Below are 14,705 nucleotides of genomic sequence, written 5' to 3' on the forward strand. Positions count from 1 at the left end.
CGCAATCGCGAGGCGCCGCCATTTTGCATCAGTTGGGCGAGCGTTATTTCAGCAGCGCGTCCTTGACCTGGATCTTCTTTTTGATCAGGCCTTGTTCATAAAAGACGTCGGCAATCTTTTGCTGTTCCTTGACGATGTCGTCGGTGACCGGTGTCATGGAGTAGGTGCGCCGCTCGACGTCCATCTTGATGATGGGTTTCGAGAGCTTGAGCGTCTTGCTCAGCATGTTGATCAGTTGAGTGTGATGGGTGCGGGCCCATTTCATGTCCTGGCTCATGTACTTGATCAGCGCCTTGGAAATCGCCGTGTGTTTGGTGGCGTAGCTGCGGGTGGAAACCACAAAGTCGCGGTTTTTCGCCAGGCCCTTGGCATTGGTCAACAGCTTGGCGTTTTGCTGCACCTGCGCGGTGGCGGTGTAAGGATCCCAGGTGACCCAAGCGTCGACGCTACCCTTGGCAAACGCGACTGAGGCCGCGCCCTGGTCCATGTTGACGAGTTTGACATCGTTCAGGGATAGCCCGGCCTTGGCCAACGTTTGGATGATGGCGAACTGTGCCGCGGTCCCCTTGGCGTAGGCGATGCGCTTGCCTTTCAGGTCGGCCAGGGTGTTGATGCCGCTATTTTTCTTGACCAGCACGCCGGTCCCGTACTCTTTCGAGGCGCCGGCGCCGATGTAGACGAGGTCGAGTCCGTTGGCCTGGTTGACGACCGGTGGGGTGTCACCAAGCCGTGCGTAGTTGATGTTGCCGGACTTTAAGGCGGTCATGAGCGCGGCCCCGTCCTGGAACTCCTTGAAGACGACCTGGTAGCCGTCAGCCTTCATCTTCTTCGCTAACTCACCGTGCTGACGGGAAATGTCAGCGGGATCGGCTTTCTGGTAGCCGATGACGACCCGGGTGAGCTGGGTCTTGCTGCTGCTGGGGCGGGTTTGGGTGTAGCCGTAGCCGGCCACGCCCAGCCAGGCCGCGAGCAGCACCAGCAGAATACTGACTTTGACACGTTTAGATTTCATGCTTACCCTCCGCGATCCATTGCTTCAGCTGCGGCCGCAAGACCTTGCCAGTTTGATTGCGCGGAAAATCATCCAGGAAAATGACCCGGGTCGGCGTTTCAAATTTAGCCAGGTGGTTGCGGCCATAGTCGAGCAGGGCTTTGCGCTGGGCGTCCTCATTGGCCCCAGGCGTGGTGGACACGATGACTGCGGTCACTTCTTCACCGTAGAGCTTGTCCGGCGTGCCGATGACGCAGAGCTGGGCGATAAAGTCGAGTTCGTCGAGCACGTTTTCCACGTGCGCAGGGGCCACTTTTTCACCGCCGTGGGAAATGATTTCCTTGGTGCGGCCCTTCACGAACAGGTAACCGTCTGCGTCGAACTCGCCCAAATCGCCCGTCAGGAACCAGCCATCCTTAAAAGAATCCGGATGCGGGTCAAGGTAGGCATCAATGACGTGATCGCCGCGGATCGCGATTTCACCCACTGTGCCGGGAGCGGCGGAAAAGCTGCCATCGGCGTGGTGAATGGCAACGTCGGTGCCGACTGGCTTGCCGGCCGAGCCGATTTTTGGCGCGTCAAACGGGTTGATGGTGCACTGACTGGAAGCTTCGGTCATGCCGTAGCCTTCGATAATGCGCGTGTTAAACCGATTCTGGAACTCGACCAGCTGATCTTCCGGCAAGGCAAATGAGGAACAGCGGACAAACTCGAGTTTCACCTGGTCCTTCAGCTCCTGGTAGGCCGCGTTGGCCTTGTCGTTCAGCAGCAGGATCGAGATCATGGTCGGCACCACAGCCGTCCAGGTCACGCCGTCTTGCGCCATCCAGCCCCAGTAACGCGAGGCGGAGAACTTCGGTGCGACCACGATCTTGGCGTCTGCGTACCGCATTGACAGACCGACCATGACCTGGGAGTTGATGTGAAACAGCGGCATGGTGATGAGCGCGACGGACTTTTCGCTCATGCGATTGCTTGGGGCATCGTGGCTGGCCGCGTTGTACACGATGCGCTGCGACAGGCCAACGCGCTTCGGCTTGCCGGTGGTGCCAGAGGTCGACATGATCAGCGCAACGTCCTCTTCAGTCGGCGCACTTTGATCCGGTTTGTCCTGCAGCTCGGCCGGCAGGGTGATCAGCACGAGGCTTGGGAAAGTGAGCAGAGACAGGGCTGTTTTGCGGTAGCGAGCGCCGTGCAGCTGCTCAGCCATGGCCGGCTCGACCAGCATGGCCTGGTAGTCGTGGCTGGTTTGGTCGGCAACCAGTTCGGATACTGGGGTGGTCGGGGATAACGGGTGGACGGCAATGCCTTTTTGCCAGGCGGCCTGGTCGATCGTGAAGTAGGCTGCCGAGTTAGCCAGCGACACCGTCAGCACGTCGCCGCGGCCCAGGCCGGCTGCAGCGAAGGCCTGCTGAAGGGTTTCAATATCCTGATCTAAATCGGCACCGGTGAACCACCGGTCCAAAGTCAGATCTTTCAGAATGGGGTCTGCGCTGTGGCGCTGATTCTGTTGTGCAAGTAAGTCATTGACACGAGTCATTTTGCGATTGCTCCTTTAGGTTTACGATTCTTTTTCAAAATGTGCCACTGCGGCCGGCCAATCAGGATGCCAAACGGCGGCACCTTGTAGAAGAACCAGGCCAAGGCAAACGAAATGCCTAACACCAGTGCGTAGCCCACCGGGATCAGGACCAGGTAGCCCCAATCGGGCAGGTGAAGAAACGGCATCAGGTAGCCCAGAATCGTCAAGCCAATGGTCTGATCCAGGTATATCCCAAAGGAGACTTTTGAGCCGTTTTTGACGAAGGTCTCGACGCCCTTGGGGATGCCGTGTTTGCGCCAGTCCGCGTACTTCAGGCCGATGAAGAACACCGTCAGGATCATGAAGGTGTCGTAAACGAACATGTACGGCTGATGCGGCGAAACGGCATAACTGTGGGCATAGCCGAGTACGTCGCGGTTCCAGAAGTAGTACGGCACCGTGCCAAAGGACATGGCAATGGTGATGCCGATGACCCAGCGGTGCCACTTGCGCAGCCATGCTAGCACGGCATTGTAGTGCAGCGAGACGTAGGTGCCGAAAATGAAGTAGAACTGGTAGGTGAACACATTAATGCCGTAGGAAGCCACCCACCACGGCAAGTTTGAGCGGTCCATAAACTGGTAGCGGTACTTGATGAAAGTCACAATGGCCAGTTGAAGCAGCGCCGAGACGGCCAGGATCGCATTATGGTTCTTGACCTTTTTAAACAGCAGCACTATGAACGGAAACAAGACGTAAAGCTGCAGAGTCACCACGATATAGTACAGATAGAACTGGTCGCCGTGGAGAATCGCTGAGGTCAGCGTCGGCCAGAAGGTCTTCCAGGTAAACGGCGGCAAACCGAGCAGACAGCTACCGACCAGCAGGATGATGTTCCAAAGCAGGTACGGCCAGCCGGAGCCGGCAAAGCGCTTCTTGAAAAACGTCGGCCAATCGTCACGGTGGTAGTAATTTAGGGTCAGCACCAGCCCGGTGATGAACATGAACCCCATCCGGGTAAAGTGGATCAGCAAATGGGTGGCCAGCAGTGACGTGTGCGCCCAGCCGGTGGCGTCGGTCATCGCGTGGGTGAAGGCGGTCGTCGTGTGGTTGAGTAAGACCCCGAAGATGAAAATGATGCGCATGATATCAACTTCGTACAGGTATTTACGTTTCTTCTTGGGGGCCGTTTCAGCCAAGCCGTTCACCTTCCTTTGCTTCTTCGTCTGGGGCCAGGATCACTTTCAGGACCTGGTCGGCCACGCGGGCCACTGTTTCGGGAGTTTGACCTTTGGCGCCAGCCGTTTCGTAAACTGCACGGCCATTTTTGACCACGATCACGCGGTTGGCCATGCGGGCGGCCTCGTCAACATCATGGGTGATCAGCAGCGTGGTCAGGTGACTGTCATCGCAGATTTTTGTGATAAAGGACTGCATGTTGCGCCTTGTCAGGGCGTCCAAAGCGCCCAGCGGTTCGTCAAGCAGCAGTAGCTCTGGGTCCGCCATCAGCGCGCGGGCCAGCGCCAGCCGTTGCTTTTGACCGCCTGACAGTTCTGTCGGGTAGGTCTGTTCAAAGCCTGCCAGGCCCACGGCGGCCAGCGTCTTTTGGGCGCGGGCCTGGACCTTGGCGTCGTGGGACGCAAAGGAGACGTTGTTGAGGGTCGTCATCCACGGGAGCAGCCGGCCGTCCTGGAACATGACCCTGGTCACAAGGTTTTCGTCGGCGTACTCGATCGTTCCGGCAGTGGGCAGCTCGAGCTGGGCAATCAGCCGCAGCAGGGTGCTTTTGCCGCCGCCGGACATGCCGACCAGCGCGACAAATTCACCGGGCTGCAGGTCAAAGGAAACGTCGCGCAGTGCATGATTGTCACCGTATTGCTTGTAAATGTGGGAGAGTTTTACCACTGGCTTAGTCATTGACGGCACCGCCCTTCTTTTGCCAGTCGAGGCAGATGTCTTCAAGCGCCTTGGCAATCAAATCAGAGACCTTACCCAGTAGCGCGTAAATCACAATGCACAGCAGGACGGTTTCCATGTCCATGAATTCCTGGGCGTTGCTGGCCATGTAGCCGATTCCGGAGTTTGAGGAAATAGTCTCGGCCACGATCAAAGTCGTCCACATGACCCCGAGGGCGTAGCGGACGCCGACCAGAATCGTTGGCAGGGCGCCGGGAAAGATGATCTTGGTGAACAGCTGACGCTTGCTTAGGCCGTAAGACTTACCCATTTCGATTAGATTCGGGTCGACGGTGGAAATGCCGTGAAACGTGTTGATATAGATAGGGAACATCACGCCAATGGTCACCAGCGAAATCTTGGCCGTTTCCCCGATGCCCAGCAGGATGATCACCAGCGGAATCAGGGAGAGGTGAGGGATGTTGCGCAGCATCTGAATGGTGGAATCAAACAGGAGCCGACTGATTTTGGATAAGCCGTTGGCCAGGCCCAGAATGAAGCCGGCCAGGCCACCGATCACAAAGCCGGTCGTGGCGCGGTAAAGTGAAATACTGATGTTCTTCGGCAGCTCACCCGTCTGCCACAAGTGCACGCCGTCTTGGACCACGGCTAGCGGTGAGGGCAACAGCTTCGAGTTGACCCAGCCGGCGGATACGGCCAGCTGCCAGAACAAGATCAGAATCACCGGAATCAACCACGGCAGCAGGTTCCGCCATTTAACAGTAAAAGACCGCGGGTTTCCCGCGGACGAGTCGGACGTTTGGTCCATGAATACATCCCCCTTAAGACTGATGAAGCAATCTTACCGATGAAAATTGAATATTATGTGAAAATATTAAGAGTTAGCTAAGTTAGCACTGATAAAAATCATTTTAGGCCTTCTAAAAATGATTGTAAATGCTTTGGAGCCGGCGTTTTCAGGTCAGCCAAGGGCTCATACTTAAAATGTGTTGGCCTGCTCAAAATCACTCAAAGAATGAAAACGCTAAATTGTGCGGCCTCATCAGGGTGTGTGTCCTCCCAACGGCTTTCCTGAAGTCCAATCATTTCGTGCTTATCTCTGCAATCATGTAAAAATTGAAAATGTTTTTGTGAAATGGTTAGCCCAAGCGGATCGACCGTTCCCTAAAAGGCCGCCGCACGAAGATTTTTGCTTGCACAGCATTTGCTCACAAGCAATGGCAAACTCCCGTTTCGTAGGCAATCAGTTAACCCCTTGATATAATGAAAGCGCTTTTAAAAAGTGAGGGGGAGTGCAGATCATGACACCAGAGGAGATACTGATGATCCACCAGGCAGCCACCGATTCGGATTTGTTTGCACAATTGTTTGCGCAGTACAAGCCGCTGGTGCTGACTGTGTTGAAGTCTTATTACATTCGGGATTACACGCGGGATGACTGGCTCCAGGAGGCGAGAATCGCGATGCTCAAGGCCATCGCACGGTATGATGGGACCGCAGGCTCCAAGTTCGGCCCGTTTTATCGGTTGGTCTTGCTGTCCCACATTCGCTCGTTGCTGCGCAAACACCTGGCGCAAAAGCGGGCCGCGGATACGACTGCGATGGTCATGGCCAATCCTGGCGCCATCCTGCCGCCCAGCTTTGCGTCTGGGCAGCGGATCGAGGATAACCTCGTGCTGCGTTCAGAACTGGCGGGCTATGTTGACGGGTTGAGCCCGTTGGAGCGGCGAGGGCTACTGGTGGTCCTGGAGAACTCAGACCAGGCCACCAGGCAAGCCTACCGGCGGGCCATTGAACGCAGCAAGGTGAAACTGACCCGGTACTTTGATGAGCAGCTGAACTAGCAAACGCCCCTGCGATTTTAAAAAGTCGCAGGGGCGTTCGTTTAGCCGCTCAGTTTTGACGGGTCAGCAGTTGCTTGGTCAGACGAATCAAGGTGGCGCGGGCGGGCATGGCAGGCAGGGTGCTCAGGCCAGCCACTGCCTTTTTTGTGTACTGCTGGGCCAGGGCTTGCGCCTGAGGCACACCGTGGTAACGGTCGATCAGGCCCAGCACGGTTTGAACGTCCGCGTGGGTCATGGCTGCCTGTTTGGCTAGCAGTGGCGCAAACTCGGCGCGGTGATCTGCCATTGCCAGGATCAGCGGTGCTGAGTACACGCCTTGGCGGATATCCTCGTGGACGGGTTTGCCCATCGCACTGTTAGTGCTGGTGTAATCCAGAATGTCATCCATCAGCTGAAAGGCGATGCCGATATTCAGCCCGATGGTCTCGCATTTCTTGGCGAAGTGCAGCGGCTGTCCGCTTTCGTATGCCCCGATAAAGGCTGCTAAGGCGAACAGCTGGCCGGTTTTACCGGTGACCTGTTCGGTGTAGTCGCTGATTGTCATGTCAAGGTTGTAGCGGCGCGCCATCTGCGCCATTTCGCCGTTAAGAATCCGTTCCATGGAGGCCGAGTCCTGCTGGACTGAGCGCAGGTCCGAGGCGTAATGCGCGATCAGCTGGAAGCAGACCACAAACAGGTAATCGCCGGCGTACACCGCGACATCGTTGCCGAACTGAGCGGCGATAGTGGCATCGCCGCGCCGCACCGGGGACTTGTCGATCACATCATCGTGAATCAGCGTGGCCGTGTGCAGGGTTTCCACCGCGGCAGCCAGCGCGATGATTTTCTGGTGATCAACCGCATGAAACTGGCTGAAAAGCAGGCAGTAGGCGGGCCGCAGCAGCTTGCCGCCGGCGTTGATCATCTGGACCAGCGCCTTAGCCACTTTCGGGTTGTCGGGATGGATGTTTTGATCAATCAAATCAAGCGTGGCAGTCAGGTCGGGGGCAAGCTCCGGGTAGTCCTGCCACATGGCGTGGATCTTCATGTGTGACTCCTTTTTTTGGCGTGGTCAAAGCGTAATCGTCTCAGCGTGTCGATGTGTTCGAACAGAAAGTTGGCGGCGATACCAACTGCCAGCCCGGCGAGGATCCCCATGAACGACAGCACAGGCAGGTACAGCATGACCGTCCAGCTTTGGGCAATCAGGCTGGCGACGAGCAGCTGGCCGACGTTGTGCAGGATGCCGCCGGCCGCGGAGATTCCGATCATCGACACGCGCTTTTCGCCAAGTTGCTTGAGCAGCAGCATGCCCAGCCAGGACAGCAGCGCGCCCGCCCCGCTGTACATGAAAGTCGAAAGGGTGCCGCCAAGCAGCGTCGTCAGCAGCAGCCGCAGCACCATCAGTAAAAAGCTGTCCGACACGCTCATGGTGTACAGCGACACAATGGTGATGAGGTTGGCCAGGCCCAGCTTGGCGCCAGGCGCAAAGGCAAACGGAAACGGGATCATGCGCTCCAGCAGCCCAATGATAACGCCTTGCGCGCAAAGGAGCGCGATGTAAATGACTTGGCGGGTGCGCTCTGGACGGTACTCGCGCCGCCTCATTCCGTCACCATCCCGCCGCCGTTAGTGCCGCTGCCGGTGCTGGACTTGATTTCGACCAGCAGCTTGTGCGGCAGGCACACGATGGTTTGACCGGGCTTCGAGATCCTGCCTTTTTTCACGCAGACCTGGTCCGGACAGTTGGCGTCAATGATCTGAATCTGGTCGCCGGTCGTCACAATGTCGTTATACTCGCTGCCGGCCTGATAGTGGTAGCGGCTGGTGCCGCGGTGGCCGGTGAGGCGAATTTTGTACACTTGCTTGCCGTCATGAGTGACATAGGCGGTCAGAACGCGGGTGCCGGCGGAAGGCCCCTGCGCTTTTGCCTGCTGGCGCGCAAAGACCAGGTAGGGAATGAACGAGGCGGCCAGCAGAAGCACGATGATGATGATGTCGCCTGGGCGGATCATTTTTAAATACTTGTTGTGCTTCACGCTGACTGCCTCCTTTCTGCATCTTCAAAAAGCAACGGAGCCGGCCGCAGTCGACTCCGCCAAATAAAAAGGTTCCGAGGCTAGTCTACCCCAGAACCTTCAGCCCTGGCAACGTCACCTATTTCGGTGTATCGCTGCCGTACAAGGCCTTTGGTGTGCCGTACCACCACTTGCCGAAGGTCTTCTGCAGGTAAGGCACGACCCACTTGTCCAACCCGAAGGCCCGACCGGAGCCGTTCATAACGGCGATGGCCATTGGGATCATCCAAATGTTGACCCAGTAGAACATGCCGCTCAGGCAGAAGATGACGGTGAACGCGACGGATACCGCACCGCTCAGCCAAGTGAAGAGGCCGGCGACCAGTGCCAAGCCGATCAGGATCTCAATGATCGTCATCGACTTTTGCATGAAGAAGGCCACGTTTTGGTTTGGAATCATGGCTTTGGTGATCGTGTACATCCAGTTTGGCATCTTGTCAAAGACCATCATCGGTTCCTTGCCGTACTGATAAGAAAGGGAGAAGACGGTTTTGGCTGCCGGTGCCGCAGCTTTGGCAGCACCACTGGCAGCGGAAGTCGCGTCGGCACCGGCGGCTGAAGCGCCACTGGTCGTGGCCGGCTGCAGCCAGTCAAACGGCAGGCGCAGCTTGTCGAGGAACCAGGACTCTTTGCCTGAGACCTTACCGGCACAATCGACCAGCCACATGAGGCCCAGGAAGATGCGGGCGGGCACTGCCCACAGCACGTTGCCTTGACGAGACGTGTGACCGCGCATCAGGTTGCGGTCGTTCTTGGTGCGGAAGAATTCGTGCATCAGGTACTGGAAGAAGTAGTACCCACTATAGTTCTGCAGGAAGTACAGCATGTTGACGAGGTGTTTCATCAGCATGGCGAAGAAACCGGACAGATGGAAAATGTTCATCAGGTTGGCAACGCCGTAACGAGAACCCAGCGAAACCATGAAGCCGGAGTAAGAGGCTTTGTAATCCACATCGCCGGGCTTGCCAGCCATTTTGTTTTCAATGTTGGTCAGCGCAGTTTTAGCGCTGGCTTCGGCGCCTTGGACGATTTGTGGCTCGCCGCGGTCGGAGTTGCCCCCGAAGAAGGAAACATCGCCGACAACGTAAACGTCCGGATCGTCCTGGCTTTCCATGTGCGAGTTGACGACAATGCGGCCGGCGCGCGCCTGGGTCAGGCCAAACTTGGCAGCTTCGTCGGTGGCCTTGACGCCGGCGGTCCAAATCAGCGTTGAGGTCGGGTAGGTCGAGCCGTCTTTCAGGTCGACATGGTCTTCGTGAACGCCGACCACGCCGGTGTTCTTCATGACCTTGACGCCTTTTTTAAGCAAATAGCGCTCCGCTTTGTTGGCATCCGAGCGGTCGAGCATGTTCATGATCGTCGGGGCCATTTCCATCAGCGTGAACGTGATCTCACTCGGGTCAAGCTTGTTTTCCTTGGCCAAACTGTCACGCCAGTCGCGCAGTTCACCGATCGTTTCAGTGCCGGTGAAGCCGGAGCCGACGACCACGATGGACAGTAGCGCCTTGCGCTTGGCCGGGTCGTGTTCTTCGGCACCGCGCCGGACCACGTCTTGAATGTGCTTTTTCAGCGCGATGGCGTGTTCCCAGGAGCCCAGGGTAAAGCCGTAATCCTTGACGCCAGGGGTCCCGAAGTCATTCGGCTGAGAGCCGATGCCCAGCATCACATAGTCGTACGGGTATGCGCCGTGCTTGGTTTTGACCAGCTTTTTTTCTCGGTCGATGGTCGTCGCGGTATCGGTGACCAACTTGACGTTCTTACGCCGCGCGAACAGCCGCTGCAGGTCATACTGAATCGCGTCTTCCGGCACCCGGTCGGCGGCGACCTCGTGGAGTTCGGTCATGTAGGTGAAATAGGAGTGACGGTCGATCAGGGTGATCGTCACGTCCTTATCCTTCTTAAAATGTTTGGCTAATCGCTTCGTCGCGTAAACACCGGCAAATCCGGCACCCACGATGACGATATTTTTTTGCGCCATGAGTAACACTCCTTAGATGTGAATAATTCCGCAAAACAATTAAATTGCAACACCGATTATACATTTAAAACCCGGTTGTTGTCTATGCATTCGCGTCCGACTGGTTATCAGTTTTGAACGGTGTCACGACATTAAAAAGGCGGGAAAATAGCACTTCCATCACTGATAGTCAAGCAATGCAAACGGATTCCTAAAAATATGAGAAAGCGCTCATAAATGTTCGGCTTTTGTTGCATTTTACGACTCGGGTGTTTACACTTGGTTTGTGTGAAATGTAACACAAAGTTCGCCAATTTTATTCAAAAGGGGTATCGGAAAATGAAATTATCTAAGACTTTGGCAAGCATCTCCATCATCGCGCTTTCTGCCTTGACGTTGGCCGCTTGCGGCAGCAGCTCCAGCAGCAAGGACTCCTCGTCTAGCAAGACGACGTCGTCCAAGACTGCCAAGAAGTCTTCATCCAGTGCCAAGGCCCAAAAGCAAACCGCTGGCGCACCGCTTAAAGACGGGGATTACACGCTTGATGAAACCGGCTACGACCACGGCTACAAGGTTGAAATGGGCATGACCGTTGCCAATGGTAAGATCACCAAGACCACCTATGATTACGTGGACAAGAATGGTAAGTCCAAGACCAAGGACACTGAATACGAAAAGACCATGAAGAAGCAGGCCGGCGTTGGCCCTAAGGAATACATTCCGGCACTGAACAATTCCTTTAAGAAGAACGGGACCAACACGAACGCCATCGACGTGGTTTCCGGTGCCACTGATTCCAGTTTGACCTTCAAGAACTACGCGCAGCAGCTGGTTCAGGCGGCCCAGGCTGGCAACACCAAGAAGATCGAAGTTCAAAACACTGCAAAGATGAAGGATGGCACTTACACGCTGGAACAGGAAAACTACTCCCACGGCTACCGCACCGTTTTCTCCATCGTCGTTTCTGGCGGCAAGATTACGCAAAGCAAGTACGACAACGTGGACAAGAACGGCAAGTCCAAGACCCAAGATGCTGAGTACGAAAAGAGCATGAAGAAGGTCAACGGCGTTGGGCCTAAGGAGTACACCAAGAAGCTCAACGACGCGCTGGTCAAGACGCAAAAGCCTGCCGAAGTCGATGTGGTTTCCGGTGCGACTGACAGTTCCGATACCTTCATCCTCTACGCTGAACAGCTGATCAACGCGGCTCAGGCCGGCAATAAGACCCCAATCAAGGTTTCGAACATCGTGTACGCTGAATAAGTTCACTCAACCGAGTGCGAAAGCAGTGTCCTCGCGGATGCTGCTTTTTTATTGGCTGGTTTCTGTATCTCTGTATAATAGAAGAAAACGTGAAGGGGGCGCATCATGAAAAAAAGTGTTAAGGCGCTGCTTGTACTGCTGGCGCTGGCCTTGCCGCTTGCGGCGTGCGGTCAAAAGACCACGCCCAAGCCAAAACTGGCAGCAGTGATCCAAACACCGCACCAGTCGACTGAGTTCCTGATGGGGACTGTGGTGACGCTCAGTGTTTACAATAAGGGCAAAGCCGGCGCGGTGGCCGACGGCTTCGCGCGGGTCAGGAGCCTGGCGAAGAAGATTACCGTCAACCAAAAAGGCTCTGAGGTCGACGCCGTGAACAAGGCGGCCGGGGAGCGCCCGGTGAAGGTCTCCAAGGACGTTTTCCGGCTGATTCAATACGCCAAGTCGTACAGCCAGCGCTCGCAAGGTTCGTTTGATCTAGCGATTGGGCCGGTCACCAGCCTGTGGCACATTGGCTTCCCCGATGCGCGCAAGCCAAGCCAGGCCGAGATCGACCGCGTCCTGCCGCTGGTGCACTACGCTGACGTGACCCTAGATCCCAGCAAGCAGACCGTGTACCTGAAAAAGAAGGGGATGCAGTTGGACCTGGGCGGCATCGCCAAGGGCTTCATCACCGACGAGGTCGTGAAGGTCTTCAAAAAAGACGGGGTCAATACGGCTATCATCGACCTGGGCGGCAACATTTTTGTGATGGGGCACAGTCCCAAGGCGGAGAACCGCCCGTGGACCGTGGGCATTCAGGACCCCAAGAAGCCGCGCGGCACCTCAATCGGCACGGTGCCAGGGGCGAATCTGACGGTGGTGACCTCGGGAATCTACGAGCGGCACCTAGTGGTGGACGGTCACAACTACTCGCACCTGATGAACCCGCGCACCGGCTACCCGTTTGAAAATAATCTGATGGGCGTGTCGATCGTCACTAAAAAGTCAGTCGACGGGGACGCGCTGTCCACCGCGACCTTCGACAAAGGGCTGCGTGATGGCATGGCCTTCATCGAAAAGCAGAAGGACGCCGAGGCAATTTTCATCACTAAGGACAAGAAGGTTTACGTCTCCAGTGGCTTGAAGAACAGGTTCCAGCTGCTGAAGAATTCGGGCTATCAGCTCGCGACACTGAAATAACACTGGGGGAGTTTGATGTCTGTCCAAGAGTTTTTGACGCTGGTGGAAGCGCGCACCAAACTGGCGAGCATTCTGCCGTTCGGCGTTGGCACGCTGTTCGCGCTGGCATATTATCACCAGCTCAACTGGGTGAACACCGGGCTGTTTTTTGTGGCCATGCTGGCGTTTGACATGATGACAACGGCGCTGAATAACCTGATGGATTACCAGAAAGCCAAGGATGACCACTACCGCCGCACCGTGAATATCATCGGCAAGGCCCATTTGTCAGTCGGCCTAGTCCGCGGCATCGTGCTCGCGCTGTTGATCCTGGCCACTGGGCTGGGTCTGGTCCTGAGCGCCCGCACGGACTGGCTGCTCCTGCTGATCGGCGTGGTATGTTTTGCCATCGGGATCTTCTACACGTTTGGTCCGCTGCCGTTGTCGCGCCTGCCGCTTGGCGAAGTGTTTTCCGGCCTCACGATGGGACTGGGCATACCGCTGATTGCGACCTATGTGAACGTCGATGCCAGTCGGCTGCTAAACCTGCAGCTGGCGTGGCCGACGCTGAGTCTGAGCGGCAACTGGCTGGCGCTGCTTTCGCTGGGGCTGGTGTGCATCACGCCGATGGCTACAATTGCGAACGTGATGCTGGCCAACAACATGTCTGATATCGAGGAGGACAAGCGCAACCACCGGGTGACGCTGCCCATGTACCTGGGGCCAAAATATGCGGCTTGGCTGTACTTGGTTCTGGCGCTGGTGGGGTTTGCGGCGGTGCTGGTGGCAGCTGTGCTGCGGCTGCTGCCGTGGCCGATCCTGCTGGCGCTCTTGCCACTGCCGCTGGTGTGGCGCGATGCGCGGCGCTTCACTGCACACCCTGATAAGGCCACCACGTTTAGTCTGGCGCTGCGGACGATGACGGTCGCCAATCTGGCGCTGATGCTTGGGCTGGCCGTCTGCTGGGGGGTGAGCCGATGAGTAAAGAGGTTCACGGTGCGTATCGGCCGCTGACCTGGCCGCTGTTTTTTGAGCTGATTCGGCTGCCGGCCAAGCTGTGCAGTTTTCTGCCTTACCTGTTTGGTGTGTTGTACGCGTGGTGGGGGTTCCACCAGTTCAACTGGGTGAATTCGCTGGTGTACTTTGTCGGCCAGATGAGCATCGCTTTGTTCGTCACCGGGTTTAACAATGTCCAGGACTTTTACAAGGCTAAAGACGAGCACTACCGGCAGACGCAAAACATCATCGGCCGCGAGCACCTGTCGCCGCGCCGGGTTTTGGCCCTGATGGGGCTTTTCCTGACCATCGCGGTTGCCGCGGGGCTGATCTTGGTGTGGCGCACGAACCTCAGCCTGCTGCTGATTGGCGGGCTAGGCATTTTCGTGGCAATTTTCTACACTTTCGGGCCGGTGCCGCTCTCGCGGATTCCTTCCGGCGAGGTGTTGTCAGGCACGGTGGAAGGATTTGGCGCCGTGTTCATCGCGGTGTTTGTCAATATCGTGCCCCAGCCGATCGTGCTGACGCTGACTGGGAATCGGTTTGTGTTGAGCGGCAATGTGCCGTTGGTTCTGGAACTCTTTTTCCTCGCGCTGCCGATCGTCATCCTCGATGGAACCATCATGTTTGCGGACAATATATGCGATCTGGCGCAGGACCAGCGCAACCAGCGCTTCACCCTGCCGTATTACTTGGGCAAGGCACGCGCACTGAAAATTTACCCGTGGCTGCCCGCAGCCGCTTACCTAGCCATTGTGCTGGCCGTGGGTCTGCGCTTGCTGCCGTGGCCGATCCTGCTGGTGGTGTTCATGTGGCCGCGAGTGCGGCAGAACATCAACGCTTTTTTAGCGGTGCAAGATAAGGGGAAAACATTCAACACGGCGGTGGCCAACCTGCTGCTGACGTTCGGCAGCGAAACCGTGCTGCTGCTCATTTGCATCGCGGTCGACCTTGCAGTGCCTGGCTTTTTCTGATAACATGGTTTGAAGCTAGGAGGGGT

14 protein-coding genes are annotated in these 14,705 nt (G+C 56.6%); 5 read left to right on the forward strand and 9 right to left on the reverse strand.

The genetic code is table 11. The features are described from left to right. Positions 1–43 precede the first annotated feature (43 nt). The 5 genes from FC75_RS06190 to FC75_RS06210 are packed head-to-tail and all read right to left on the reverse strand — an operon-like array spanning position 44 to position 5,238. The gene (locus FC75_RS06190; RefSeq protein ID WP_054662416.1) at positions 44–1,012 is read right to left on the reverse strand and encodes an aliphatic sulfonate ABC transporter substrate-binding protein; all 969 of its coding nucleotides are present in this window, start codon (positions 1,010–1,012) and stop codon (positions 44–46) included. Next, positions 1,002–2,531 carry an AMP-binding protein gene (locus FC75_RS06195; RefSeq protein WP_056989417.1) on the reverse strand — a complete coding sequence of 510 codons (1,530 nt, stop codon included), beginning with the start codon at positions 2,529–2,531 and terminating at the stop codon, positions 1,002–1,004. The genes FC75_RS06190 and FC75_RS06195 overlap by 11 nt, the downstream gene beginning before the upstream one ends. Further along, positions 2,528–3,712 (reverse strand): acyltransferase, encoded by a 1,185-nt coding sequence (locus FC75_RS06200; protein WP_225350687.1) that lies wholly within the window; start codon positions 3,710–3,712, stop codon positions 2,528–2,530. The genes FC75_RS06195 and FC75_RS06200 overlap by 4 nt, the downstream gene beginning before the upstream one ends. Next, positions 3,705–4,430 (reverse strand): ABC transporter ATP-binding protein, encoded by a 726-nt coding sequence (locus FC75_RS06205; RefSeq protein ID WP_054662410.1) that lies wholly within the window; start codon positions 4,428–4,430, stop codon positions 3,705–3,707. Before FC75_RS06205 ends, FC75_RS06200 begins: the two co-directional genes overlap by 8 nt. Then, complete coding sequence (locus FC75_RS06210) at positions 4,423–5,238, reverse strand: ABC transporter permease subunit (protein ID WP_056989418.1); 816 nt, start codon at positions 5,236–5,238, stop codon at positions 4,423–4,425. The genes FC75_RS06205 and FC75_RS06210 overlap by 8 nt, the downstream gene beginning before the upstream one ends. A gap of 493 nt (positions 5,239–5,731) precedes the next feature. Between FC75_RS06210 and FC75_RS06215 the strand changes: the two genes are divergently transcribed. Beyond that, entirely contained in the window at positions 5,732–6,274 is a 543-nt protein-coding gene (locus FC75_RS06215) for a sigma-70 family RNA polymerase sigma factor (RefSeq protein WP_082397691.1), read from the forward strand. Positions 6,275–6,323: 49 nt separating this feature from the next. Here the strand turns inward: FC75_RS06215 and FC75_RS06220 are convergent, their stop codons facing one another. The 4 genes from FC75_RS06220 to FC75_RS06235 all read right to left on the reverse strand — a co-directional run bounded on the left by FC75_RS06220 (position 6,324) and on the right by FC75_RS06235 (position 10,309). After that, positions 6,324–7,301 carry a polyprenyl synthetase family protein gene (locus FC75_RS06220; RefSeq protein WP_054662401.1) on the reverse strand — a complete coding sequence of 326 codons (978 nt, stop codon included), beginning with the start codon at positions 7,299–7,301 and terminating at the stop codon, positions 6,324–6,326. Next, complete coding sequence (locus tag FC75_RS06225) at positions 7,298–7,861, reverse strand: Gx transporter family protein (protein ID WP_054662397.1); 564 nt, start codon at positions 7,859–7,861, stop codon at positions 7,298–7,300. The genes FC75_RS06220 and FC75_RS06225 overlap by 4 nt, the downstream gene beginning before the upstream one ends. After that, positions 7,858–8,268 (reverse strand): NusG domain II-containing protein, encoded by a 411-nt coding sequence (locus FC75_RS06230; protein ID WP_056989476.1) that lies wholly within the window; start codon positions 8,266–8,268, stop codon positions 7,858–7,860. The genes FC75_RS06225 and FC75_RS06230 overlap by 4 nt, the downstream gene beginning before the upstream one ends. A gap of 142 nt (positions 8,269–8,410) precedes the next feature. Next, positions 8,411–10,309 carry an NAD(P)/FAD-dependent oxidoreductase gene (locus FC75_RS06235; RefSeq protein ID WP_056989419.1) on the reverse strand — a complete coding sequence of 633 codons (1,899 nt, stop codon included), beginning with the start codon at positions 10,307–10,309 and terminating at the stop codon, positions 8,411–8,413. A gap of 318 nt (positions 10,310–10,627) precedes the next feature. Here FC75_RS06235 and pplA point away from each other — a divergent pair, with 318 nt between their 5' ends. The 4 genes from pplA to FC75_RS06255 all read left to right on the forward strand — a co-directional run bounded on the left by pplA (position 10,628) and on the right by FC75_RS06255 (position 14,679). Continuing rightward, positions 10,628–11,551, forward strand: coding sequence for an extracellular electron transfer flavoprotein PplA (gene pplA / locus FC75_RS06240; protein WP_054662394.1), 924 nt, complete (start codon positions 10,628–10,630; stop codon positions 11,549–11,551). A 105-nt stretch (positions 11,552–11,656) separates the two neighbouring features. Beyond that, positions 11,657–12,730, forward strand: coding sequence for an FAD:protein FMN transferase (locus FC75_RS06245; protein WP_056989420.1), 1,074 nt, complete (start codon positions 11,657–11,659; stop codon positions 12,728–12,730). 15 nt (positions 12,731–12,745) lie between these two features. Beyond that, on the forward strand, positions 12,746–13,690 hold the full coding sequence (locus tag FC75_RS06250; RefSeq protein WP_056989421.1) for a 1,4-dihydroxy-2-naphthoate polyprenyltransferase: 945 nt from the start codon (positions 12,746–12,748) through the stop codon (positions 13,688–13,690). Beyond that, positions 13,687–14,679: a UbiA family prenyltransferase gene (locus FC75_RS06255; RefSeq protein WP_056989422.1), complete on the forward strand. Its 993-nt coding sequence runs from the start codon at positions 13,687–13,689 to the stop codon at positions 14,677–14,679. The genes FC75_RS06250 and FC75_RS06255 overlap by 4 nt, the downstream gene beginning before the upstream one ends. The last annotated feature ends 26 nt before the right edge of the window (positions 14,680–14,705 follow it).

Source organism: Lacticaseibacillus camelliae DSM 22697 = JCM 13995, assembly GCF_001436615.1.
Taxonomy (GTDB): Bacteria; Bacillota; Bacilli; order Lactobacillales; family Lactobacillaceae; genus Lacticaseibacillus; species Lacticaseibacillus camelliae.